Genomic DNA, 22,868 nt, shown 5'->3' with positions numbered 1-22,868 from the left:
AGCCCACGAGACACGTCACGGGCGTCCGTCCGACAGTGTCACCGGAGCATCGCGTCGACGTACTCGCTCGCAGTCCGCCGGGCCGTCTCGAGACCCCCCGGTTCGTCCAACACGACCGCTCGCGTCCGACCGCCGTCGACGATCGTCATCAGCGCGCGGGTGGCGTGGTCGGCGTCGACGTCTTCGAAGACTCCCTCGTCGATACCGTGGTTGATGACCGCCTTGAGCATATACCGGATGTACTCGTCGTTCTGCTGGAACCGTTGACTGAACGCCTTCTTGTAAGGTGCCTGACTCCGCATCTCTAGCAGAGCGATCGAGAGATCGGGGTTCTCCTGGGGTTTGACGAGCAGTTCGTCGAGCAGCAGTTCCAACCGTTTCTCGGGGTCGGTCGTCTCCACCTCGTGGATCGAATCGACGAACCGTTCGAGCAGGTAATCGAGGAAGGCCGCGAGGAGGTCCTCTTTCGTGTCGTAGTAGTAGTGGATCGCAGCGGTGGACTTGCCGTATTCTTCGGCGATCCGTTTGATCGTGAGATCGGCGTACCCGTATTCGCGAAGGGCGCGATAGGTGGCCTGCATAATCGCCTCGTTCGGCTCCGAGAACTCACGATCCGACGGGTCAACCATTACGTGAGAGTCCTACCTACTGTTGGATAACGGTTTTGCCCTGTTCCGGGTTCCGAAACGACGTTTTCTTCCGATAACGTCATACCGGTCTCCCAGTTCTGTCTGTCGTTTCGTTCCGTCATAGCGTACCACGGAACGCTTTTTACTGACTAGTTAGTAAGTTTGGTATCAACGAGATGGACGACGGCCGGGTGGCCGACATATCGGAGGCGACGCACAGCGCGCGCTGTCGGTACGGGTACGCGAACCTCCCGACAGGATATATCGCCGACGAGTCGATGGAGGGCACGCGCTGATGGGGGTCCGGAGCCGCATCGATTCGCTGTTCAAAGGCCCCGAGGAGTTCGACCTCACGTCGGGGAGCATCGGGAAGCCGCTGTTCTTCCTGTCGATGCCGATTGTCGTCACGAACCTCTTTCAGACGGCGTACAACCTCGCCGACACGTTCTGGCTGGGTCAGTACAGCACGGACGCGCTCGCGGCGATCAGCTTCGCGTTCCCGATGGTGTTTCTCCTCATCTCGCTCGGGATGGGAATCTCGGTGGCGGGGAGCGTCCTCGTCGCCCAGTACACGGGCGCGAACGAGGAGCGGGAGGCCGAGTACGCCGCCTCTCAGACCGTAACGTTCGCCGCCATCGCCTCGCTCACCCTCGGAGTCGTCGGGTTCTCCCTCGTCGAGTGGTTCCTCGGGATGCTGGGGGCTTCCCCGGACGTCCTACCGCTGGCGACGAATTATATGGAGGTCATCTCGCTCGGACTGTTCTTTATGTTCGGTTTCTTCGTCTTCATCGCCCTGATGCGCGGGTACGGCGACACGATCACGCCGATGATGGTGATGTTCGGTTCGGTGGTACTCAACATCGTCCTCGACCCGTTCCTCATCTTCGGCTTCGAGGGGAACCCGCTGTTCGGAATGCTGGGCGCTCGCGGACTGGAAGCGTCGCTGCTGGCGGCGACCGACTACACCGGTTCGGGGATCACCGGCGCGGCTATCGCCACCGTGTTCTCGCGCGCGCTCGCGCTGGTTGTCGGCCTCGCGATTATGTTTCGGGGAGAGCGCGGGGTCCAGATCCACCTCCGCGATATGGCACCCGATCTTTCGTACCTCCGCCGCCTGGGTCGGATTGGCCTGCCCGCGTCGGTGGAGGGGACGGGTCGCGCGCTGTCGATGAACCTCCTCTTGGTCATCGTCGCGCTCTTCCCCGACACGGTCGTCGCCGCCTACGGCATCGGAACGCGCGTGTTCTCGGTCATCTTCCTCCCCGCGATCGCCGTCGCCCACGGTGTCGAGACGATGACCGGCCAGAATATGGGGGCCGACAAGCCCGATCGCGCCGAGCGGGCCACCGGGCTCGCAGCGACGGTGCTTTTCGGCGTCCTCACCGCGGCGGGGATCGTCGTGTGGTTCACCGCCGCGCCGATCGCGGACCTGTTCACGACGGACGCCGAAGTCGTCGAGATCACGACGCAGTTCCTCCGATACGTCGCGTTGACGTTCGGGTTCATCGGGGTTATGCGGGCCTACACCGGCAGTTTCCGCGGGGCGGGAAAGACGCTCACCGCCGCCGCCATCTCCGTGCTGATGCTCGGCGTGGTCCGCTTCCCGATCGCGTGGTTCGCGGCGGCACCGCTCGGCGAGACCGGGATCTGGCTCTCGTTCGCCGTCTCGAACGTCGTGGGTGCGGCGATCGCGTACGCGTGGTACCGCCGCGGAACGTGGCGCGAGAGCGACCTCACCGAATCGCGAGTCGACCTCGACGACCCCGTGCTCGATTCCGCGGCGGACGGCGACTGATTCCGGACGGCCGGTAGCGTGTGTGTCACTGTCCGTTCCAATTCGATGTTGCTGTTCGGTAGTTTCACTACCGACGAACAGTCACGAGACACCCTATGAGACCCAAGACAGCGAGAGACTCTTGTCTAAGACGGGTCAACGGTCGGTATGGTCGTACGGTTAGCGATGGGATGGCGGCACCTCCTCTTCGAGAGCTGGCCCGTGGATCCGGAGCTGATGGATTCACATCTCCCGGCGGCGCTCGAAGCGGACCGACACGACGGGTCGGCGTGGCTCTCGGTCGTGCCGTTCACCAACGTCGCCGTCAGACCCGAGCGACTGCCGAAGCAGGTCGGCATCCGGTTACCGGAGGTCAACGTCAGGACGTACGTCACTCACGACGACGTTCCGAGCGTCTACTTCTTCAGCCTGGACGCGCAGGGATTGGCAAGCGTTGTCGGCGCGCGCCTGTTCCATCACCTCCCGTACTACTACGCTCGGATCTCACTGGAGCAGACGGACGGACGCGTCCGGTTTTCCAGTCGGCGACGACATCCCGGTGCCCGCCCGGGACAGTACGAAGCGACGTACCGGCCGACCGGTGAGCCGTTCGACGCACCGTCGGACCCACTCGCGGAGTTCCTCGTCGAACGGTATCGCTTCTACACTGAGGCACCGAACGGATCGATTCGATACACGGACGTGCGTCACGAACCCTGGACGCTGTATCCGGCGGAAGCGAGCGTCGAGACCGATACCCTGCTGCGGGCGGGCGGGTTTGCCCGGCCGGATTCGGCCCCGGTGTACTACTACAGCCCCGGAGTAGACGTCGTCGCCTCCCGGAGTAACGAACTGGAGGGACGTCGGTGAGATGAGGTCCGAAACGGACGACGGGGCGGAGGTACCGGAAACCCCCGTCGTACTGTTCGACGGCGTCTGCAACCTCTGTAACGGGGTCGTGCGGTTCCTGCTCCCCCGAGACCCTGCGGGTCGGTTGCGATTCGCGTCGTTACAGTCCGATGCCGGACGGAGACTCCTCGAACGGCACGGCCTCCCGACGGAGGGGTTCGACTCGATCGCTCTCGTCGACGGCGACCGGGTGTACACGAAATCGGGGGCGGTGCTTCGGATCGCCTCGCTCCTCGGCTGGCCCTACCGGGTTGCGACCGTCGCCCGGGTGATTCCGACGGGCGTCCGGGACCGCGCCTACGACGTCGTCGCCGAGCATCGCTACGAGTGGTTCGGGCAAAGGGATCAGTGTATGATACCCGACGAGGACGTCAGCGACCGGTTCCTCGAGTAGCACCCGTAGTCGGATCGCGACGGGAGTTCCGAACGCACGCGGCCCCGCGAGAGCATCGCCAACTCACAGAACGGCGACGGCGAGGTGAAACAGCCCCAACAGCGAGAACCAGATCGCGACCAGCCGGTCCCCGAGTCGCGATCCCATATTGTGCTGTGTCGCCGCCCGGAGGAACCACCAGCCGGCAATCCATCCCAACAGATACGGCGCGAACCACGTCGAGAGCCACCGCGCGGCGAGGAGATCGAGCACTCCGATCGTCACCAGCGCGTAGGAGACGGCATGATTCATAATCTGGGCGATACCGCGGATATCCGAACGTTTCGTCTGATACGAGAATGCCAGCAGATTCAGCGGTCGCAACGGCTCACCGTCGGTCGGTATCGCGCCGTCGAAGTCCAGTAACCACGGCATCGCGAAATGAACGAGTCCGAGGGCGACGGTGAAAACGCCGCAGGCGGCGAAGGCAACTTGGAGGAGGGGATCAGACGCCACGAGCTATCGACCCTGGGAAGAGAACGGTCTTAAAGTAGGCGGATCCCCCCACTTGATCGGAACCGTTGGTTCGCGTCGGATCGAACCCGTTGGGAGCGAATCGAGACGGGCAAGAGAGCCGCAGTGTCACTACAGGGAGAGTACATTTATCGGGCACTGGGAGAGACGGTCGAACGATGACAGCGCCGACCGTATTCATCTGTGCAGACATCGAAGGAGTCTCGGGATTCGTCGACTGGGCGCAGGAGGACGAGGAGACAGAGCGGGTTCGCCTCGCGATGACCGAAGACGTCAACGCCGCCATCGAGGGCGTCTTGAGCGAACGCGACGCCGACGTCGTGGTGAACGACTCCCACGGCGGCAAGCGGAACATCGTCATCGAGGAACTGCACCCCGACGCGAAACTGGTCCGTGGGGGGCCACGCCCGTACGGGATGATCTCCGGCGTCGACGAGGACACCGACGTCGGCTTCCAGATCGGCGCGCACACCCGGCCCGGGTTCGGCGGCGTGCTCGAACACACGTTCTCCTCCTCGTCGATGGCCGACGTCACGCTCAACGGCGACCCCGTCGGCGAGGTCGAACTCAACGCGATGGGGATGGCCGCCTTCGGAACGCCGACCGCGCTGGTGACGGGCGACGACTGCCTCCGCGACGAACTCGAAGACGTCCTGCCGGAGACCGAGTACGTCGTGACCAAAGAGGCTCGAAGTATGCGCGCGGCGACCTGCTATCACCCCGATCAGGTGAGAGAGGAAATCGCGGAGACCGCCGCGAGCGCGGTCTCGGAACCGATCGGCGAGTACCCGCTGGAACTTGACACCGGCGGCGCGATTTCGGCGACGGTCCGGTACCATCAGGCCGATACTGCGGAAAAGGCCGCGTTGTGGCCGGGTATCGAACGCCAGACGAGTCGAACGATCGGCTACGAGAGCGACGACCCGCTCGAAGTCTACTCGTTCCTGCGCGCTGCGAGCAAAGTGTAGGCCGTCTCGACGCTTTTTTCGAGCACGACAGCCGTGGCGCGATTCGTGAACGGCCGTGCTTTCATACTGAATTAGACTAGTCTAAAATTTAATTTAGAGAGGAAAGAGTAATGTATTAGCCTCGCCCATACACAGTCGAGTATGAACGAGACGGTGCAGTCAGGTCATCACCCAACCCTCTCCCGGCGGCGGGCGATCCTCGCCGGATCGAGCGCTCTCGCCGCCTCGCTCGCCGGTTGTTTGGGAAGTGCGACCAGCGACTCCGCAGAAACGACGACGGGGGCCGGAGCGGAGAGCAGTTCGGATCACCCGGTCGTCGTCGCGTCGTTCTTCAGTTTCTACGACTTCGCCCGGACGGTCGCCGCGGATACGCCGGTCGAGGTCCGCAACCTCGTGCCGATCGGTCTCCACGGCCACGGGTGGGAACCGAACGCCAGAATCACCCAGGAGATCGTCGACGCGGACGCGTTCGTTCACGTCGGCGAGGACTTCCAGCCGTGGGCGGACCGAGCGATCGCGACGCTCGAAGCCGACGGCGTCGACACCGAACTGATCAACGCCCGGGAGGGTATCGAACTGGTCGACCTGGCCGCGAGCCTCGACCCCGAAGAGGAAGGAATCGGCGAGAACAGAGGCAAGGATCCCCACTTCTGGCTCGACCCCCAGCGGGCCAAGCAGTCCGTCGACACCATCACGGACGGGCTCGTCGCCCTCGCGCCCGACCACGAGGAGACGCTCCGAGACAACGCAGAAGCCTACAAGAGCGAGGTCCTCGACCGAATCGACGCCGACTACCGGGAGATATTCGAGTCCGCCGAGCGCGACGTCGTCCAGTTGGCCGCCCACAACGCGTTTCAGTACGTCGGCGTCGCCTACGACGTCGAGATGCGGCCGCTCGTCACGAACCTGGCCGCCAGCGACGACATCAAGCCGTCCGACATCACCGACGCGAAGGAGACGATCGACGAGTACGGGATCGAGTACATCGGCGCGGCGGTCTTCGAGACCCGCCGACCGGCCCAACAGCTGCTCCGGGAAACCGCCGTCGAGGCGTACTTCCCGGTCACGCCGTACGCCGGGGTGCGCGAGGAGTGGGTCGACGAGGGGTGGGGCTACGAGGAGATCGCCTACAACATCAATATGCCCACGTTCGAGGTCGTGCTGGGGAACAGGCGACCCGAGGAGGCGGGACCGGAGGGCTGGGCCGAGGAGTGGAGGAACTTCGAATGACGGCCGAACCGGTCGCGGAACTCCGCGACGTCGAGTTCGGATACACCGCCACGCCGGTCCTCGAAGACGTCTCACTCCGGATAGACTCGGGCGAGTACGCCGCCATCGTCGGACCGAACGGCTCGGGGAAGTCGACGCTGATGAAACTGATGCTCGGACTACTCCGACCCGATACGGGCGAAGTTCAGTTGTTCGGGGAGCCCGCACACAGCTTCGACGACGGCTCTCGAATCGGGTACGTCGCACAGCACGCCAGCGCGTCGAAGGAGATGCCGATCACCGTCCGCGAGGTGGTGAAGATGGGTCGGTTCCCCCACGTCGGGTTCCGTCGGCTCTCCGACGACGACTGGGCGATCGTCGACGAGGCGCTCGAAACGGTCGGGATGAGCGCGTTCGCCGACAGGCGCGTCACGCAACTCTCCGGCGGCCAACGGCAGCGCGCGTTCATCGCCCGGGCGCTCGCCGGCGAAGCCGACCTGCTCGTCCTCGACGAGCCGACCGTCGGCGTCGACGCCGAGTCGGTCGACGCGTTCTACGAACTGCTCGAAGCGCTGAACGACGACGGGATCACCGTGGTCCTCATCGAGCACGACCTGAGCGCCGTCACCGACCACGCCGAGCGCGTGATCTGTCTCAACCGCGAGATCTACTTCGACGGGAAAACCGAAGAGTTCGTCGCGGGCGACGCCCTCGCGAGGGCCTTCGGCACCGCCGCGAGCCCCGCGGGTGATTCGGGATGATCGACGGCCTCCTCGTGCTGCTACAGACGGGCGTGCTCGAAACCCTTCTCACACCGCTGTACTGGGTGCTCGACGGCTGGTACTGGGTGATGGTCCGCGTCCACCACCTCACCGGCCTCGAAATGCTCAGCCCCGACTACAGATTCATGTACAGGGCGATACTGGTCGGGCTCTGTATCGGGATCGTCGCGCCGGTCATCGGAACCTTTCTCGTGCACCGACAACTCGCGCTCATCGGCGACGCGCTCGCGCACACCGCCTTCGCCGGCGTCGCCGTCGGACTGTTCCTCAACGCGGTCATCGACCTCGGCGTCTCGCCGTATCTGACCGCCGTCGTCGTCGCCGTGATCGCGGCGCTGGCAATCGAACTCATCTCGGAGGCGACCGACGCGTACAACGACGTGTCGATGGCGATCGTCCTCTCGACCGGCTTCGCGCTCGGATCGACGCTCATCAGCATCAACGCCGGCGGGCTCTCGGTGGGGATCGATCAGTACCTCTTCGGGAACCTGTCGACGGTGTCGCCGACGAACGCGGTCATCCTCCTCGCGCTGTTCGTCGCCATCGTCGCGACGGTGGTCGTCACGCGAAACCAACTCCTCTACGTGACCTTCGACGAGACGGCGGCGGCCGTGTCGGGAATCTCGGTGAACTGGTACAATCGGATAATGGTGATGCTCACCGCGCTCGTCGTCGTCGGCGCGATGCAGATCATGGGCGTCATCCTCGTCGCCGCAATGCTCGTCGTCCCCGTGGCCGGGGCGACGCAGATCTCCCGGAGTTTCACGGAATCGATATTCGTCTCCGTGATCCTCGCCGAACTCGCGGTGCTCCTCGGGATCGGGTTCGCCTTCTACGGGCGGGCGACCGGCGGCCCGGTCATCGTTCTCGTCGCCGTCGCGATCTACGTCGTCGCCGTCGTCCTCGGAAAACTCCAGACTCTCGTCGGCGCGCGAGCGACGCCGGAACTCGAAGCGATCGAGACGGACGACGCCGGGGCGGTCGGTTCGCGCGAGTCGTGAGGTTCGTACGGCGCCATCGGGAGGGATCCGTCCACACAATAGTTGTGTGGATTGTACAATATAGATCTGCTGTATATTTTCTATGTGCGGGCCGACTGTGCACTCCGATCTCGGTTTTATAGATATTTACCACCTATAACCGGTGAATAGGCCGTTTAGCGCAATTTCAGTAATTTGTGTGGGTAGTAGACTCGAATCGCTGAGCGAGGTTGTATTGTGCTATAGTTGAATTACTTTGCAAACTTTTTTGTGTTCCCACCCAGTAGGATTGGGTGTACAACATGAACCCGGAAGACTTGCCGACGCCCGAGGCGGAGGTCGACTCCGTCTCCCCCGAAGCGCTGAAGGACCGCATCGACGCCGGCGAGGACGTCACCCTCCTCGACACCCGGATGCAGTCCGACTACGAGGAGTGGCACATCGACGACGACACCGTCACCACCATCAACCTCCCGTACTTCCACTTTCTGGAAGACGACATCGACGACGACGTCCTCGAACAGGTCCCCGACGACCGCGAGATCACGGTTCTGTGCGCGAAGGGCGGCGCCAGCGAGTTCGTCGCCGGCGCGCTCAAGGCCCGCGGCTACGACGTCAATCACCTCGAAGACGGTATGAACGGCTGGGCCGAGATCTACGAGCGCGTCGAAGTCTCGGAGTACGACGGCGCTGGAGACCTCTACCAGTACCAGCGGCCCTCCTCGGGCTGTCTCGGCTACCTGCTGGTCGACGGCGGCGAGGCCGCCGCCGTCGACCCCCTGCGCGCGTTCACCGACCGCTACCTCGAGGACGCCTCCGAACTCGATGCCGAGCTCACCTACGCGTTCGACACCCACATCCACGCCGACCACATCTCCGGCGTTCGCGACCTCGACGCGGAAGGCGTCGAGGGCGTCATCCCCGCCGCAGCGGTCGACCGCGGCGTCACCTACGCCGACGAGGTGACGACGGCCGAGGACGGCGACACGTTCAGTGTCGGAGAAGCGACGGTCGAGACCGTGGCCACGCCGGGGCACACGACGGGCATGACGTCGTACCTACTCGACGAGAGCCTGCTGGCGACGGGCGACGGGCTGTTCATCGAGAGCGTCGCCCGCCCGGACCTCGAAGAGGGCGACGAGGGCGCGCCCGACGCCGCACGGATGCTCTACGAGTCCCTCCAAGAGCGCGTGCTCTCCCTGCCCGACGACACGCTCGTCGGCGGCGCGCACTTCAGCGACGCGGCGGTGCCGGCTGAGGACGGCACGTACACGGCGCCGATCGGCGAGCTGAAAGCGGAGATGGACGCGCTGACGATGGAGGAAGACGAGTTCGCGGAGTTGATTCTATCCGATATGCCGCCGCGGCCGGCGAACTACGAGGAGATCATCGCGACGAACCTCGGACAGAACGCCGTCGACGACGAGGAGGCGTTCACGCTGGAACTCGGCCCGAACAACTGCGCGGCCAGCCAGGAATCCCTCGCCGGTGACTGAGGCTGTCGGACGTGGGTTCGTGAGCGGTACCGACACCGTCGGTGCCGAATATCGACACAGGGTCACGTCTGACAGAGAGAACCGGGATGCGCCCGCCGAACGGCCGGCGGGGATCCCCCGCGTCGCCGACAGTTCCAGAGGCACCCCGTCGGCGACCGGATCGAGCCACGTCGCCAGTCCCTGATCCCTCCCCCGCATTCATATGGATACCACAGTCATCGCGTTGTTCGTCGTCGCCAGCGTCGCGAGCCTGTTTATGGCGTGGGTCGTCGGCGCGGGTTCGAGCGGTGCGACGCCGTTCGCTCCCGCCGTCGGTGCCAACGCGATCTCGACGATGCGTGCCGCGTTCGTCGTCGGGATCTTCGGCTTCCTCGGCGCCGTACTGCAGGGAGCGAACGTCTCGGAGGCCGTCGGGCGCGGCCTCGTCGAGGGGGTCTCACTCCCCGCGACGGGAGTGATTCTGGTCCTGCTGATCGGGGCCGGACTGATGGCGATCGGAATCTACACTGGGTACCCGATCGCGACGGCGTTCACGGTCACCGGTTCCGTCGTCGGCGTCGGTCTCGCGCTCGGAGGCGCGCCCGCGTGGGCGAAGTACCAACAGATCGGCCTCGTGTGGGTCGCGACGCCGTTCGTCGGCGGGGGAATCGCCTATCTCATCGCCAGCGTGCTCCCGCGTGAAGACGTTCCGGAGCGCTTCAGCGTCCCGCTACTCGCGGGAGTCGTCGGGGCCGTAGTCGCGAACCTCGATTTCCCGAGACTCGGCGTGAACGGCGGCCCGGGCTCCGTTTCGAGAGCGGTGGCTCGTACGGTTCCGTTCGACCCGTCCGTCGCGGTGGGCGGAACGACACTGCTCGTCGGGGTCGCCATCGCAGGCATCGTTTACTGGGACGTGGCTCGCGACCACGAGGGAGGACTGCGACGGGTTCTGCTCGCACTCGGATCGCTCGTCGCGTTTTCCGCCGGTGGAAGCCAGGTCGGTCTGGCCGTGGGACCGTTGCTCCCTCTGGCCGATCAGATCGACGCCGTCTCGACGTTCGCCGTCCTGTTCGGCGGGGGACTCGGGATTCTCGTCGGGTCCTGGACCGGCGCTCCACGGATGATCAAGTCACTCTCACAGGATTACTCCTCGCTCGGACCGCGTCGTTCGATCGCGACGTTAGTGCCGTCGTTCCTGATCGCACAGACGGCGGTGTTGCTCGGCGTGCCCGTCTCGTTCAACGAAGTGATCGTCAGCGGGATCGTCGGGAGCGGGGCGGCTGTCGGCGGGAGCGACGTCGTCGACACGCGGAAGATTCTCGTCACTGTGGGGGCGTGGATTGGCTCACTTCTCCTCGCGTTCGTCGTGGCTTACGTCACGGCGATGGCACTGATGTGACCGCCCGACAACACTGACACGGTCAGTCGTTCGATGAGATGGCAGCATCAGCCGTAAAACGGAATTTCTGTCCGGTATCTACGACACATACGTGTTGATTACGTCCACAGTCGTAGCAGGATCACAACTGAGTGCGTTGACGGTCGTCCGATCGTGTGAGTGAGAGCCGGTGGACCTGCCGGAGCGCGAGCGGCGGTGATAAACGAACCGGGAGAAGTGTCGAGGGTCGTGTTTCCGTTTCGAGTCGAACGACCGCGACGTGGAGTCCAAAGCGCGCGTTCGACGTCGCGAAGCCGGGGCGAGAACGTGATCGGAACCGAATCCGGACGAGAAGTCTCGAAGGCGACGGGCTCGATCCGGTCGATCCGTTCTCCATAACTTATCGATGTGCGCCGAATATAGTATTGTACTGTCGTCCCAAAAGCGTTATTAAGCACAAACGGATATCTGGAGTCGAGTAGAATAGTATGGAAAGTACACAACCACACAACTCGAACGGAGAACACAGATGGCAGATATCGGAGCAGTGTTAGGAGCATCGGGAGGGGGAACGACGCAGGCGCTCAGTCTCGTCGGGGCCGTACTCGTGGAGGCGATAATCCTCTACATCGGCTACGGTGCGCTCACGAACGCGCTCGAACCGACGGTCCGGCGGTTAATCGGGGTGGAATCCAGCGAATGATGGAGGTCATGGGGGTCGGAATCGGCATCCTGGCCCTGTTCATCGGGTTCGGCCTTCTCATCGGCATCCTGTTCGGATTCTTCGGGATGGGTGGCTCGTTCCTCGTCACGCCGGCGCTCCTGGTGATGGGCTACCCGTCCCGCGTCGCGGTCGGGAGCGGCCTCGCGTTCGTCTTCGGGACGTCCGTCATCGCGACGCTGAAGCACCGTGATATGGGGCAGGTGGACTACAAACTCGGCGTGCTGATGATCGCCGGGACCACCGCGGGCATCGAGGTCGGGAAGGAGATCGTCCTGCACCTCGAGACCCTCGGACTCGCCGGGAGCATAATCAGCGTCACCTACGTGGTCCTCCTCGGCGGCATCGGTCTGTTCGTGACGTACGAGGCGATGAAGGGCGACGGCGGTGGTGGTGTCGACCACGAGGCCGAAGCCGACGCCGAAATCGACGCGGACGACATCCCGGACATCGCGAAGAAGATCCAGTCGTACAACGTCCCGCCGATGATCAGCCTCCGCGGCGGGATCCGCGTCTCCCTGTGGATGATCCTGAGCGTCGCGTTCGCGACGGGTCTCCTGTCCGGTTTCCTCGGGGTCGGTGGCGGGTTCATCCGGATGCCCGCGCTGTTCTACCTGATCGGCGTGCCCGTGCCCATCGCCGTGGGAACCGACCTGTTCGAGATCGTCTTCTCGGGCGGGATCGGGAGTTTCACCTACGCGATGGACGGCGGCGTCGACCTCTCTATCGTGCTGCCGCTCCTGGCCGGGAGCGCGTTCGGTGCCCGTCTCGGATCGGCCGCGACGAGCATCGTCGACGAGAGCGAAATCAAGGTCTACTTCGGGCTGATGCTCTTGGGCGGGTCGGTCGCCGTCGCAGTTCGTGAGGTCGGCAACTACCTGAATATGCCCGTCCTCGATATGGTCAGTCTGGTGTTGATCCTCGGGTCGGCGCTACTGGTCAGCGGGATGGTCGTCTACAGCAGCCTCGTCGAACTGCGGAGCGAATCGGCACGGCAGTCGCCGACCGCCGACTAACCCCGCTGTCACGTTCGATTGTTGTAGCGCAAGATTGTACGAACTCCACACAAGCCTTTTAATCGTACGGTTCCTACCGTGCGGTAACAGATGCCAGATTCGATGTCCGAACAACTGAAGCAGGATATGGAGTGTGAGGGGCTACTGGAGTGTTTCCACGGCCTCAAGCAACTCGACAAGCAGTGCTTCCAGGTCTTGGTGCGGGCGGGAGAGCCGCTGACCGTCGACGAGGTCGCCGAAATCGTCGAACGGGAGCGGTCGACGGCGTACCGTTCGATCCAGCGACTGCTGCAGTCGGGGTTCATCCAGAAAGAGCAGGTAAACTACGAACAGGGAGGCTACTACCACGTCTACTCGCCGACGGACCCGGAGAAGATCTCAGACAGTATGCAACGGATGCTCAACGACTGGTACGCGAAGATGGGGCAGCTGATCCAAGAGTTCGAGGACAAGTACGAGCGTCCGGACGCCGAAATGGCCGTCGAAGGCTGACGGAGAGAACGGGGATTTTTTCGCACGATTGATCGCCTGACAGCGACCGCGACCGACGACATTCGACGACGCCTCCTCGAGCGCCTCACGACAGCCTGACGGGTCCGACCGGCGAGAACGCGAAGCGGCTGAGAGAGACGGCCCGCTCGAAGTGCAGTCAGTCGAATCGGAACGTTTCGAGGTTGCGCGGCGCGTACGTCCGCACGTCGAACTTCTGATAGAGACCCGAAGAGAGTTGGTCCGTCGAGGCCTCGTCGCCGTGGACGCAGATGATCTCCTCGGGCCGCGGGTTCATCGTCCCGACGAAGTTCTCGAGGCCGTTGCGGTCGGCGTGCCCCGAGAAACCGCTCACGGATTCGACGTCGAAGCGGAGCGTCAACTGTTCGGACCGGCCGCCGCGGTCGCTGAACGGGATCTCGCGTCGCCCGCTCTGGATGCGCCTCCCCAGCGTCCCCTGCGCCTGGTACCCGACGAAGATGAGCTGATTCTCCTCGTCGCTGCCGAGGAGTTCGAGCCACGACATGATCGGGCCACCGGTGACCATCCCCGACGTCGAGAGGATGATACAGGGCTCGCCGCCGGCGACCTCCTCGCGCATCTCCTGGCCGCCGTCGACCTGTTGGAACTGTTCGGCGAGGAAGGGGTTCTCGTCCTCGTGGAGGATGCGGTCTCTGAGTCCGTCGCGGAGGAACTCGGGATAGGCGGTGTGGATCGCGGTCGCCTCGCGGATCATCCCGTCGAGGTAGATCGGCATCGTCGGGAGCTTGCCCTCCCGCATCGCCTCTTCGAGGACGAGCATCAGTTCCTGGGAGCGGCCGACCGCGAAGGCGGGTATGACGACTTTCCCGTCGCGGTCGTAGGTCTCCTGAATGAGTTCGATCAGCTTCCGCTCGGAGTCCGCCTGGTCGGTCTGGTAGTCGTCGCGACGGCCGTACGTCGACTCCATCACGAGCGATTCGACCCGCGGGAAGTCGTTCGACGCGCCGTTGAACAGACGCGTGTCGTCGTAGTGGACGTCGCCGGAGAAGACGACGTTGTGGAAGCCGTCACCGATATGGAAGTGCGAAACGGCGCTGCCGAGGATGTGACCGGCGTTGTGGAAGGTGAGCTTGATGTCGGGCGCGATGTCGGTGACGTCGCCGTAGTCCAGCGTGATCGTGTGTTTGAGCTCCTCGCGCACCATCTCGGACTCGTAGGGCGGCGTCCGCCCCTCCTTGGCGGCGACGTCGAGGTAGTCGAGTTGGAGCAGCCCCATCAGGTCCCGCGTCGGTTCGGTCGTGTAGACCGGGCCGTCGTAGCCGTACTTGAAGAGCAGCGGCAGGAGCGCACTGTGGTCGAGGTGGGCGTGCGTCAGGACGACAGCGTCCAGATCGGCGATCGGGTTCGCTTCCGGGACCTGGAGGTAGGGGACCTCGCCCTCTGCACCGGGTTTGTCGCCGCAGTCGATGAGGATTCGGGTCTCGGGCGTACTGAGGACGAAGCTCGCGCGTCCGACCTCTCGACAGCAGCCCAGCGTGGTCACGCGGACCCAGTCGGTCTCGTCGGTCTGTTCGCGGTGGATCCGCTGGCCGACGCGTTCGAGAAAGTCCCGGCGGTCGTCGCGCTCCTGCATCAGGAAGTTCCGAACGTTGTCGACGGTGGAAGACTCCATCGGCGGGGTCCGGAGAACGTCCGGCGTCCACCCGACTTCCTGGGTGATCTCCCGGAGCGTGCTCGCCCGACGGCCGATGACGAGGCCGGGCTTCTCGGCTTCGATGAGAACCTCACCTGTCGCCGGGTAGAACTGGAGGTTCGTGATTCCGGCGTCCTCGGGGATCAGATCGAGGATCTTCGGCTTCGCTTCGGCGGGGTTCAGTTGGGTTCCCGCGGCCGGACGGACCGTGATCCGCTTGCGGAGCGTGCTGGCGAGGCGACGGATCAGGCCGTCGCGCTCGGCGAACTCCCGCGGCGTCTCGGTGTAGATGACCAGTTCGGGGCCCTCGTAAGCGACGCGCGAGACGACCAAGTCGTCGGGAATCTCGTCTTCGAGTTTCGTTCTGACCGCTTCGATCGGATCCGTCGTGTCGTTAGTGCTCATACATATCTTGAAAGCCGTGGGCAGGAGCCACAAAATCCGTGGCCCGCACCACCGGAGTCGTGGTTGATGGGTCGGCGTCGAAGGGCGACCCGACCGAACGGACGAAATCGTTCGTCTGTGTCTAATCCGTAGTGTATATAAACGTTTTTCGCTGTCAGAGCCGAGACCGAGTCGGATAGTGCTCACCTCCCCGCTGAATTGGACCCGAATAACGAGGCCGAACGGCGGCGGAGAGAAAACGTATCGGCGGCCGGAAGACGACGTGGTGCGAGCACACCGCGTCAGTACACGAACCGAGGAGCGCGTTCCGTGACGCTCGTTGCCCGCAGTTCAGCACAGAGCGCGAGGGCACAGTCTATCACGACTCGCGAGCGCGCAGTCCGTTACGGCTCACTGACGCGCAGGATCGGCTTGATCGTATCCCCGCCTTCGGAGTCAGCCACGGCCTGTTCGATGTCCTCGAAGTCGTAGTAGGTGACGAACTCGTCGAACGGGAACTTCCCCTGTCGGTACAGTTCGATCAGGTCGGGGATGAACTCCTTCGGATTGCTGTCTCCCTCGACGACGCCGGTGATCGACCGTCCGTTGAGGATGAGATCGTTGACGTCGTAACTCGCCCGCGTGCCGAGCGCGGGCGCGCCGACGACGGCGAGCGTGCCCCGCTGCGTGAGCGTCTCGACCGCCTGTTCGGCGACGTCAGCGACGCCCGTCGATTCGACGGCGTAGTCGACGCCACCGTCCGTGACCTCCCGTACGGCCTCGACCACGTCGTCGACGTCGCCGGGGTTGACAGTCGCCGTCGCGCCGAGTTCGTCGGCCTTCGCCAACCGATTCTCCTTGAGATCCACCGAGACGATGTCCGTGCAGCCTTTGATGTCCGCCCCGAGCACGGCCGAGAGTCCGACCGAACCGGCTCCGAAGATGGCGATCGACGAGCCGGCCTGCGGGTCGAGCGTGTTTATCACCGCGCCCGCGCCGGTCTGGACGCCGCAGCCGAGCGGACCGAGCAGTTCGAGCGGGACGTCGTCCTCGACGGCCACGACGTTTCGCTCGGTGGCGATGGCGTGCGTCGCGAAGGAGGACTGACCGAAGAAGCGGCCGCTGAGGTCCTCGTCACCGCGCGAGAGCGGGGACGTCCCGTCTTCCGGACGGCGTCCGCCGAAGTTGTGCGCGAAGAAGTCCTCGCAGTACGCCGGATGTCCGGCGTGGCAGCTGTGACAGTCGTCGTCGTAATCGAAACTGAGGACCACTCTGTCACCCGGCTCGACGTCGGTGACGTTCTCGCCGACGGATTCGACGATGCCGGATCCCTCGTGGCCAAGCACGGCCGGGAGGGGAGTCGGGTACAGCTGATCGCGGACGATCATATCGGTGTGACAGACCCCGGCACCGACGACCCGGACCAGGACTTCGTTCGCCTGGGGGTCATCCAGTTCAACGGTCTCGATCGTGAACGGGCCACCCTCCTCGTTGACGACGGCAGCATCGATTTCCATTACGGTGGTCTGTACGCCTGGATACGTGGTAAAGATTCGTGATTATAGTAGGGTTTGCCACTGATCGCACGATGGCGTGCGATGGAGTGAGTGAAGGCTTGCGAACGCCACGATAGTTATCGTGGCTATCGCGAACTGAGTCCCGAACCGGGAGACACCACTATGTCCGCGGTAATAAGAGAGCGATTCAAAGTTCTGATTTTCGTGTTTATTCGGATTCACACTTACATATACTCAGACGTCTACTACGTCACGGGTGTACTTCGGCGTCTACTACGTCACGGGTGTACTTCGGCGTCTACTACGTCGAGTGCCGAGTCGAGGAGATCGTCAGTGAGCGACTCATCACGCGCTTCGGCAGTCACCCGAACGAGCGGTTCGGTGCCGCTGGGCCTGACGAGGAACCACCCGTCTCCCGTGTCGACCCGAAGGCCGTCGATGGTATCGATGTCGTCGTAGCGCTCACGGAGGACGCGCTGGATCGCGGCCATCGCCTCGGATTTGTTCTCGACCGCGACGTTCGCGCGGCGTGTGACGTACTCTTCCGCCGGGATGGAATCGAGGAGTGTCCCGAGCGAGCCGTTTTGTGCCACGAGGGTCGCGAGCTGGAGCGCCGCGTAATGCCCGTCGGGGGCGAGTGTCTCCGCCGGCCATATCCACGCTCCGGAGGGTTCACCGCCGAAGACGAATCCCTCCTGCGACGCGGCGTCCGCGACGTGGACGTCTCCGACGGGCGTGTACTCCACCGACCCGCCGGCTTCGGAGACCGTATCGGCGACAACCAGACTCGTGTCGACCGGAACGGCGACGCGGGGGGACGAAGTGCGGGAGTCGGAATCACCGCCGTCGTCGAGGCCGTTCGTCTCGACGGCATCGCGAGCGAACAGCGCGAGCAGGAGATCACCGGGAACGTACTCGCCCCCACCGGAGACCGCGACCATCCGATCGGCGTCGCCGTCGTGGGCGATGCCGAAATCGGCGTCGAGTGCGGGAACGGCGGCCTGGAGGGCAGTGAGGGTTTCGGCGTTCGGTTCGCTCTTTCGCGCCGGAAATCGTCCGTCGCACTGGGCATCGAGCGTGTGTACCGTCGCACCGAGTTCGTAGAGCGCGTCGACGGTGACGCGACCGGTTCCGTTGCCGAGGTCGACGACGATCGATAGGTCGTCGAACGGTTTCGGCGCGGATTCCCCCTCCGCCTCGCCCGACGAGTCATCGGTGCGGTTCGTTGGAGATGGCGCTTCGGTGTCGGAGAAGGACGCGACGAGACGATCGAGGTGTCGCGAGGAGACGCCTTCTTCGATCCGCTCGGTTCCGAACGCGTCCCAAGATGCGGCCCCGACGTCTTCGGACAAGACGGCACCACTGGTGTCGTCGGGGGTGCTGTCGTCGATATCGTCGGTGAGGCTGTCGTCGGTGAGGCTGTCGTCGGTGGGGCTGTCGTCGGTGGGGCTGTCGTCGGTGGGGCTGTCGTCGATATCGCTCGAAGGGTCGTCGACCTCGCCGGTCGAAAGTCGACGTTCGATCGTATCGGTCTGTGCCGGAGTGAACGCCTGTCCCGACGGGTTCCACAGTTTGATTCCGTTGTCCGGGGCCGGGTTGTGTGAGGCAGTGATCCCGATGCCGGCGTCGGCACCGAGCCACCGCACGCTCCTCGCCAGCGTAGGTGTCGAAACCACGCCGAGTCGTATCACGTCGGTGCCGAACTCGCGGAGACCGACCGAGACGGCATCGGCGAGGACGTCACCAGTGTTCCGAGCGTCGCGTCCAACGACCACCGTATCGGTATCTACACCCACCGCCTGGCCGACGTCGAGGGTGAGTCGAGCCGTGACGACGTCTCCGACCGGTCCGCGAATGCCGCTCGTCCCAAACATATGGATAGAACAACCGTGGGGGTATTTCGTTATAAGACACCTGATCGGGACCACCGGCACACCGACGCTGTGTGTGAGGGCGAAATCCAGCGGGCGAGTAGCGGTGGAATGCAATCTAACGACAAATTAAAACACAAAACAGCGGACGTAGTGGTGTCAGGAAGAGCTACTGGACACCACGATGTCCGGAGCAACCGCGGACATAGCATCGAACAGCGGACACGGTGGTGTGTCAGGGCTAGATAGCGACGGAAAAAGAGAGTAGTTGGCGGAAAGGTGAGAACAGCGCCGCAAGTGGCCACCTCGTGCGGCGAGCAGCGGACATAGTGGTGTGGGGCAGATGTTTGCAGGGATGCGTCGAGTGACCGCAGAAAATGGGCGCGGCGAGTATTCCGGGCAGAGACGTATTAAGCGAACCACTCGGAGAGAGACGGGTCGAGAAAATCGCGAAAGCAGGAGTCAGAATCGTAGAAGCAGCGAGTCGAGCGGCCGCGATGACCGTCGTGCGTTCAGTAGTCGCTATCAGACATTGGAGAAATCCTGGAGCGTTGGGGCCGCATCGTCGTCATCGCTGTCCACGTACGGGGAGATGGAATCGTGGACACCGACGAGCTCGACTGTTTCGACCATCGCAGAGAGGATGAGTTCGACGTCCATATCGAGCGCGTACTCCCGGTAAGTCCCGCCACGACGGCCTTCGTTGCGTTCTGTGACGGAGACGATGCCGAGCATCGCCAGCTCGCTCAGGTGATCGCGCATCCGCCGTGGGACGAGCGGATCGCGGTTGGCGAGTTCCGCGAATCGCGTGTAGCGCGGGCGGACGTCGCGAGAGCGGACCGGAGCCTCCCCTTCGAGGTCGAGGGTCAACAGCGCGTACAGAACGAGGTGACCGTGTTCTGTGAGGCCGTTGATCCCCTCCTTGATGCGCCCTCGCTCCAGTGCGCGTCGACCGCGCCGGACGTGTTCTTCGGTCACGGTATCGGTCTCTTCGTCGCGAGCGAGGTCGCCGGCCTTCATCAGGAGGTCGATCGACTGTCTCGCGTCGCCGGCGTCCTTCGCACCGTAGGCCGCACACAGTGGGATCACTTCGTCGCTGAGAACGTCGTCGTGGAACGCAACCTCGCCACGCTGTTCGAGGATCGCACGGAGATTCTCTGCGTTGTACGCGGGGAAATGGATCTCCTGTTCACACAGGGAGCTTTTGACCTTCGGTGAGAGATCGTCTCTGAACGAAAAGTCGTTAGAGATGCCGATGAGTCCGATCTTCGCATCCTGCAAATCGTCGTTGGCACGCGCTCGCGGGAGTTGATAGAGGATGCTGTCGTCGTTCACGTGATCGATCTCGTCGAGGACGACGAGGACGGTTCCCCCACAGGTGTCGAGGTCCTCCCACAGCATCTCATAAACGGAGGCCAGCGGGTAGCCCGTCGTCGAGATCTGATTAGCTTCCGAGCGGAGATCGTTGACGAGACGAGTCGCGATCTGGTAGGAACTCGTCAGGCCGTCGCAGTTGAGGAAAATCACCGTGAGATCGATGTCGTCGTACTGTGCGGCGTCTTCACGAAGGTGTGCGAGCAGGTACCTCGTCGCCGCCGTCTTTCCGACGCCTGTTTTGCCGTACAGGAAGATGTTGTTCGGCTGTTCCCCGTTTATGACGGGTTGAAGCGCTGCCTGATACGTTTGGAGTTCTTCGTCGCGGCCGACGAGCTCCTCGGGCTGGTAGTCCTCCCGCAAGGCGTCGCGATCACGATAGATCTCGTTGTCCCGCTCGAAGAGGACCATACGACTATGCCATCGGACAGGTGACTAATAAAACCACCGTGTCCGCAGTGTCCGCTGTTCTGCTCTATTATAAATAGAGCATCCCACACCCCCCCTCCACTATGTCCGCTGTTGTCGCCATATACGGTGGGGGGTGTGCACTAAATTGACCAACCCTCCCGATAGAAAGATTTATCAACGATATGCGCTAATTGGTCCGTAGAACAAACTAAAATTAAAGTAAAGCTGGTTTGGATTAACAAACCAGTTTCGTGTATCGATCATCTGGCTCCGAGAGTCGGGCCGCTTCCGACGGCTGTTTTACTGAGCTAGCAAGAGCGGCGTCAAGGACTGCGAATATCGTTACGTTGTGTTGGAACTGCAGACATCGTAGTGTCAAGAACTGCGGACATTGTGGTGTCGGTCTCTACGGTTCTCGTTCTCGAATATCTCAGCTATCACCTTCGGAGTGACGCACGAAATACCACCAGCTAGTTTCCTTCTTCGACGTACTATTCCGCGTTATCAACCCCTCTGAAACAGCCATTTTTGCAATACTCTTCAGCCAGCTTGGTTCGTCCTCTCGAACCACTCGAAAACGATCGGTCTTCGTATTAACCAAGAACTCCGGACAAAGTGGAGGGGGAGGGGGAAGGAGCCGACCTCGAACTTTCACCGTGAAATCTCCACGGTCCGAACTCGTATCTGGGTGAATTCGTCCTGGACGGGCTCTATCCGATTGGCACATCTCAGGATTTTGATCGACTCGTTCCTTCAGGATTTGACCGACCCGTTCCTGTACGTTCCCCGAAATCGTCTGCGCGGCTGGTAACAGCGGACATCGTGGAGTGGCTTAGTTCCCACTTCCCAGAACTATCCGTAAGAGAGCGGCTATACTATCCGTATTCGACTGTTGACCTGTGAACAGCGGACGAGGTGGTGTGGGTGTTCCGTCCGAACGAGTCCGGGGTTCCCTCCGGAATCAAAACTCGTGGTCGAGGTAAGATGACACACATCGCGACTTGGTGAACCGGAGGGGCCAACCGCCACGTATCTCCGAAGTGTCGCGTCCGCGGCCTGGAACAGCGGACATAGTGGAGGGGGAGGGGTCGTCGACGTATCCGGGGGCGTCTCACTGAATGCTCCCTGATCACTTTGACAACGGAACAAAACATCCACCGGCGAAAACAGCGATGCCGATATTTTCGCCATCGACGCGCCTGCCTGACGTGCGCGCTTACTTGTTGTACGTGTCGGGAATCAGCACGCGTCCGTGTCTTCCGATAGTCCGTCCGACGATCGACCCAATTCGGTCGAGAGTCGCCGAAATGGATGCGGCGGGGAGATAGAAATCGGTCTCTTTGGGTTCGGTGCGATCCTGCTTGCGGTTGTCGACTGTAGCCATCGTAATTACGTATACGATAGGGTGCCGTATGAGGGTTTGTTAGTACTCGTCCTGGTATTTTTATTCTTCACTCCTATTTCGAGGGTATATCCTGAATTCAGTTCCAGAGTAGGGACAATATATCGAATTTAATCGTGTTCTTTTATGAACGATGCGACCGTCGGTCTCCGCGGAGTGGATCGGACAGCGGTCGGGATTTGGGTCGAACGACCCAATCAGGTCGAAAGCACTTCAACCAGGTTCCCCTCGGGGTCACGTACGAAGAAGATCGTCGTCCCGGTCTCCGTCGTCTGTGGTTCGCTCAGAGTCTCGACGTCGTCGGGGAGCTCGGAGTAACAGTCCTCGACGTCTTGGACGGTGAGACCGACGTGTGTCGTCCCAACTGTGTCGATTCGTGATTCCGATCCGATTTCGGACGCCGCTTGGGACGTCGAGTCGTACGTAACCAATTCGAGTCGTGTCCCTCCGGCGTCGAGATGGGCGAATTCAGCGTGAGCCTCCGGGAGGCCTACGCCGGTCGCGAAACCGTCACCGCCCACCTCGAACCGAGTCAGGAGATCCAGCCCCAGTTTATCGCGGTAGAACGAAACGGATCGGTCGAGATCAGAGACGGTTATGCCGACGTGGTGAGCGGTGAATTCGGGCATATGCAGTGGTGGGTATGGACTTCCGAAAGAGCCATCGAATCCAGTCATCATCGAATCCAGTCATTCGGCTGTCGGGTATCCCCACTCGTTCGGTCACACGGAAGTTTTCGACCGGACGCGAGCCCTGCCGTTACGAGACACCGGACGCGAAATCACTCGTTACGTACGACGACGTCGGTAACACGAATGGATCATCCACGGCTGTAGGCCGCCCGATCACGATCGATGAAGCAAGTACTATGATTCATAACTCGATACTGTCAAATATCGAATTTGTTCACTTCGCGTCTCCTCCGACAACCACTGAATACCAGTAAACGGGCTATAGCTGTCGCCTCGAGGCGGCAGTATTCCCATTCGCGCAAGGT

20 protein-coding genes are annotated in these 22,868 nt (G+C 62.6%); 12 read left to right on the top strand and 8 right to left on the bottom strand.

The features are described from left to right. Positions 1 to 38: 38 nt before the first annotated feature. A complete protein-coding gene (locus NO876_RS07150; RefSeq protein ID WP_256421000.1) occupies positions 39 to 629 on the bottom strand; it encodes a TetR/AcrR family transcriptional regulator in 591 nt (196 codons plus the stop codon). Positions 630 to 924: 295 nt separating this feature from the next. On the opposite strand from NO876_RS07150, the gene NO876_RS07145 reads away from it, so the two are divergent. The 3 genes from NO876_RS07145 (at position 925) to NO876_RS07135 (ending at position 3,706) form a co-directional block, all read left to right on the top strand. After that, positions 925 to 2,424, top strand: a complete 1,500-nt coding sequence (locus tag NO876_RS07145; RefSeq protein ID WP_256420999.1) for an MATE family efflux transporter — start codon at positions 925 to 927, stop codon at positions 2,422 to 2,424. A 147-nt stretch (positions 2,425 to 2,571) separates the two neighbouring features. Then, positions 2,572 to 3,273, top strand: coding sequence for a YqjF family protein (locus NO876_RS07140; RefSeq protein WP_256420998.1), 702 nt, complete (start codon positions 2,572 to 2,574; stop codon positions 3,271 to 3,273). 1 nt (position 3,274) lies between these two features. Further along, positions 3,275 to 3,706 (top strand): thiol-disulfide oxidoreductase DCC family protein, encoded by a 432-nt coding sequence (locus NO876_RS07135; protein WP_256420997.1) that lies wholly within the window; start codon positions 3,275 to 3,277, stop codon positions 3,704 to 3,706. A 63-nt stretch (positions 3,707 to 3,769) separates the two neighbouring features. Here the strand turns inward: NO876_RS07135 and NO876_RS07130 are convergent, their stop codons facing one another. Continuing rightward, positions 3,770 to 4,201: a hypothetical protein gene (locus tag NO876_RS07130; RefSeq protein WP_256420996.1), complete on the bottom strand. Its 432-nt coding sequence runs from the start codon at positions 4,199 to 4,201 to the stop codon at positions 3,770 to 3,772. Between the two features lie 176 nt (positions 4,202 to 4,377). On the opposite strand from NO876_RS07130, the gene NO876_RS07125 reads away from it, so the two are divergent. The 9 genes from NO876_RS07125 (at position 4,378) to NO876_RS07085 (ending at position 13,240) form a co-directional block, all read left to right on the top strand. Then, complete coding sequence (locus NO876_RS07125) at positions 4,378 to 5,187, top strand: M55 family metallopeptidase (protein ID WP_256420995.1); 810 nt, start codon at positions 4,378 to 4,380, stop codon at positions 5,185 to 5,187. Between the two features lie 141 nt (positions 5,188 to 5,328). Further along, the gene (locus NO876_RS07120; RefSeq protein ID WP_256420994.1) at positions 5,329 to 6,417 is read left to right on the top strand and encodes a metal ABC transporter substrate-binding protein; all 1,089 of its coding nucleotides are present in this window, start codon (positions 5,329 to 5,331) and stop codon (positions 6,415 to 6,417) included. Further along, positions 6,414 to 7,157 carry a metal ABC transporter ATP-binding protein gene (locus NO876_RS07115; RefSeq protein WP_256420993.1) on the top strand — a complete coding sequence of 248 codons (744 nt, stop codon included), beginning with the start codon at positions 6,414 to 6,416 and terminating at the stop codon, positions 7,155 to 7,157. Before NO876_RS07120 ends, NO876_RS07115 begins: the two co-directional genes overlap by 4 nt. Then, on the top strand, positions 7,154 to 8,179 hold the full coding sequence (locus NO876_RS07110; RefSeq protein WP_256420992.1) for a metal ABC transporter permease: 1,026 nt from the start codon (positions 7,154 to 7,156) through the stop codon (positions 8,177 to 8,179). Before NO876_RS07115 ends, NO876_RS07110 begins: the two co-directional genes overlap by 4 nt. A gap of 281 nt (positions 8,180 to 8,460) precedes the next feature. Further along, positions 8,461 to 9,654 (top strand): MBL fold metallo-hydrolase, encoded by a 1,194-nt coding sequence (locus NO876_RS07105; RefSeq protein WP_256420991.1) that lies wholly within the window; start codon positions 8,461 to 8,463, stop codon positions 9,652 to 9,654. A 202-nt stretch (positions 9,655 to 9,856) separates the two neighbouring features. Beyond that, on the top strand, positions 9,857 to 11,032 hold the full coding sequence (locus NO876_RS07100) for an inorganic phosphate transporter (RefSeq protein WP_256420990.1): 1,176 nt from the start codon (positions 9,857 to 9,859) through the stop codon (positions 11,030 to 11,032). A 508-nt stretch (positions 11,033 to 11,540) separates the two neighbouring features. Next, positions 11,541 to 11,714 (top strand): DUF7512 family protein, encoded by a 174-nt coding sequence (locus tag NO876_RS07095; RefSeq protein ID WP_256420989.1) that lies wholly within the window; start codon positions 11,541 to 11,543, stop codon positions 11,712 to 11,714. Beyond that, a complete protein-coding gene (locus tag NO876_RS07090) occupies positions 11,711 to 12,748 on the top strand; it encodes a sulfite exporter TauE/SafE family protein (protein ID WP_256420988.1) in 1,038 nt (345 codons plus the stop codon). Before NO876_RS07095 ends, NO876_RS07090 begins: the two co-directional genes overlap by 4 nt. Before the next feature lie 90 nt (positions 12,749 to 12,838). Then, the gene (locus NO876_RS07085) at positions 12,839 to 13,240 is read left to right on the top strand and encodes a helix-turn-helix domain-containing protein (RefSeq protein WP_256420987.1); all 402 of its coding nucleotides are present in this window, start codon (positions 12,839 to 12,841) and stop codon (positions 13,238 to 13,240) included. Positions 13,241 to 13,397: 157 nt separating this feature from the next. On the opposite strand, the gene NO876_RS07080 is transcribed toward NO876_RS07085, so the two are convergent. The 6 genes from NO876_RS07080 to NO876_RS07055 form a co-directional block, all read right to left on the bottom strand. Continuing rightward, positions 13,398 to 15,317, bottom strand: coding sequence for a beta-CASP ribonuclease aCPSF1 (locus NO876_RS07080; RefSeq protein ID WP_256420986.1), 1,920 nt, complete (start codon positions 15,315 to 15,317; stop codon positions 13,398 to 13,400). A gap of 383 nt (positions 15,318 to 15,700) precedes the next feature. After that, a complete protein-coding gene (locus tag NO876_RS07075) occupies positions 15,701 to 16,813 on the bottom strand; it encodes an NAD(P)-dependent alcohol dehydrogenase (protein WP_256420985.1) in 1,113 nt (370 codons plus the stop codon). A 278-nt stretch (positions 16,814 to 17,091) separates the two neighbouring features. After that, positions 17,092 to 18,687, bottom strand: coding sequence for a phosphohexomutase domain-containing protein (locus NO876_RS07070; protein ID WP_256420984.1), 1,596 nt, complete (start codon positions 18,685 to 18,687; stop codon positions 17,092 to 17,094). Between the two features lie 522 nt (positions 18,688 to 19,209). Further along, a complete protein-coding gene (locus NO876_RS07065) occupies positions 19,210 to 20,469 on the bottom strand; it encodes an orc1/cdc6 family replication initiation protein (RefSeq protein ID WP_256420983.1) in 1,260 nt (419 codons plus the stop codon). Between the two features lie 1,216 nt (positions 20,470 to 21,685). Further along, a complete protein-coding gene (locus NO876_RS07060; protein WP_256420982.1) occupies positions 21,686 to 21,853 on the bottom strand; it encodes a hypothetical protein in 168 nt (55 codons plus the stop codon). A gap of 215 nt (positions 21,854 to 22,068) precedes the next feature. Next, on the bottom strand, positions 22,069 to 22,500 hold the full coding sequence (locus NO876_RS07055) for a VOC family protein (protein ID WP_256420981.1): 432 nt from the start codon (positions 22,498 to 22,500) through the stop codon (positions 22,069 to 22,071). Between the last annotated feature and the right edge of the window lie 368 nt (positions 22,501 to 22,868).

This window comes from Halobellus rarus, from assembly GCF_024494595.1.
GTDB classification, from domain to species: Archaea; Halobacteriota; Halobacteria; order Halobacteriales; family Haloferacaceae; genus Haloquadratum; species Haloquadratum rarum.
The sequence above is the reverse complement of the archived record's forward strand: the minus strand, read 5'-3'. Positions and strand labels throughout refer to the sequence as shown.

Bases quoted from the DNA above. Each gene is read 5' to 3' on its own strand.
- NO876_RS07070 (WP_256420984.1), bottom strand. From the start codon at position 18,687: ATGTTTGGGACGAGCGGCATTCGCGGACCGGTCGGAGACGTCGTCACG.
- NO876_RS07135 (WP_256420997.1), top strand. From the start codon at position 3,275: ATGAGGTCCGAAACGGACGACGGGGCGGAGGTACCGGAAACCCCCGTC.
- NO876_RS07105 (WP_256420991.1), top strand. From the start codon at position 8,461: ATGAACCCGGAAGACTTGCCGACGCCCGAGGCGGAGGTCGACTCCGTC.
- NO876_RS07080 (WP_256420986.1), bottom strand. From the start codon at position 15,317: ATGAGCACTAACGACACGACGGATCCGATCGAAGCGGTCAGAACGAAA.
- NO876_RS07140 (WP_256420998.1), top strand. From the start codon at position 2,572: ATGGTCGTACGGTTAGCGATGGGATGGCGGCACCTCCTCTTCGAGAGC.
- NO876_RS07060 (WP_256420982.1), bottom strand. From the start codon at position 21,853: ATGGCTACAGTCGACAACCGCAAGCAGGATCGCACCGAACCCAAAGAG.
- NO876_RS07090 (WP_256420988.1), top strand. From the start codon at position 11,711: ATGATGGAGGTCATGGGGGTCGGAATCGGCATCCTGGCCCTGTTCATC.
- NO876_RS07110 (WP_256420992.1), top strand. From the start codon at position 7,154: ATGATCGACGGCCTCCTCGTGCTGCTACAGACGGGCGTGCTCGAAACC.
- NO876_RS07055 (WP_256420981.1), bottom strand. From the start codon at position 22,500: ATGCCCGAATTCACCGCTCACCACGTCGGCATAACCGTCTCTGATCTC.
- NO876_RS07115 (WP_256420993.1), top strand. From the start codon at position 6,414: ATGACGGCCGAACCGGTCGCGGAACTCCGCGACGTCGAGTTCGGATAC.
- NO876_RS07145 (WP_256420999.1), top strand. From the start codon at position 925: ATGGGGGTCCGGAGCCGCATCGATTCGCTGTTCAAAGGCCCCGAGGAG.
- NO876_RS07075 (WP_256420985.1), bottom strand. From the start codon at position 16,813: ATGGAAATCGATGCTGCCGTCGTCAACGAGGAGGGTGGCCCGTTCACG.
- NO876_RS07095 (WP_256420989.1), top strand. From the start codon at position 11,541: ATGGCAGATATCGGAGCAGTGTTAGGAGCATCGGGAGGGGGAACGACG.
- NO876_RS07100 (WP_256420990.1), top strand. From the start codon at position 9,857: ATGGATACCACAGTCATCGCGTTGTTCGTCGTCGCCAGCGTCGCGAGC.
- NO876_RS07085 (WP_256420987.1), top strand. From the start codon at position 12,839: ATGCCAGATTCGATGTCCGAACAACTGAAGCAGGATATGGAGTGTGAG.
- NO876_RS07125 (WP_256420995.1), top strand. From the start codon at position 4,378: ATGACAGCGCCGACCGTATTCATCTGTGCAGACATCGAAGGAGTCTCG.
- NO876_RS07120 (WP_256420994.1), top strand. From the start codon at position 5,329: ATGAACGAGACGGTGCAGTCAGGTCATCACCCAACCCTCTCCCGGCGG.
- NO876_RS07150 (WP_256421000.1), bottom strand. From the start codon at position 629: ATGGTTGACCCGTCGGATCGTGAGTTCTCGGAGCCGAACGAGGCGATT.
- NO876_RS07065 (WP_256420983.1), bottom strand. From the start codon at position 20,469: ATGGTCCTCTTCGAGCGGGACAACGAGATCTATCGTGATCGCGACGCC.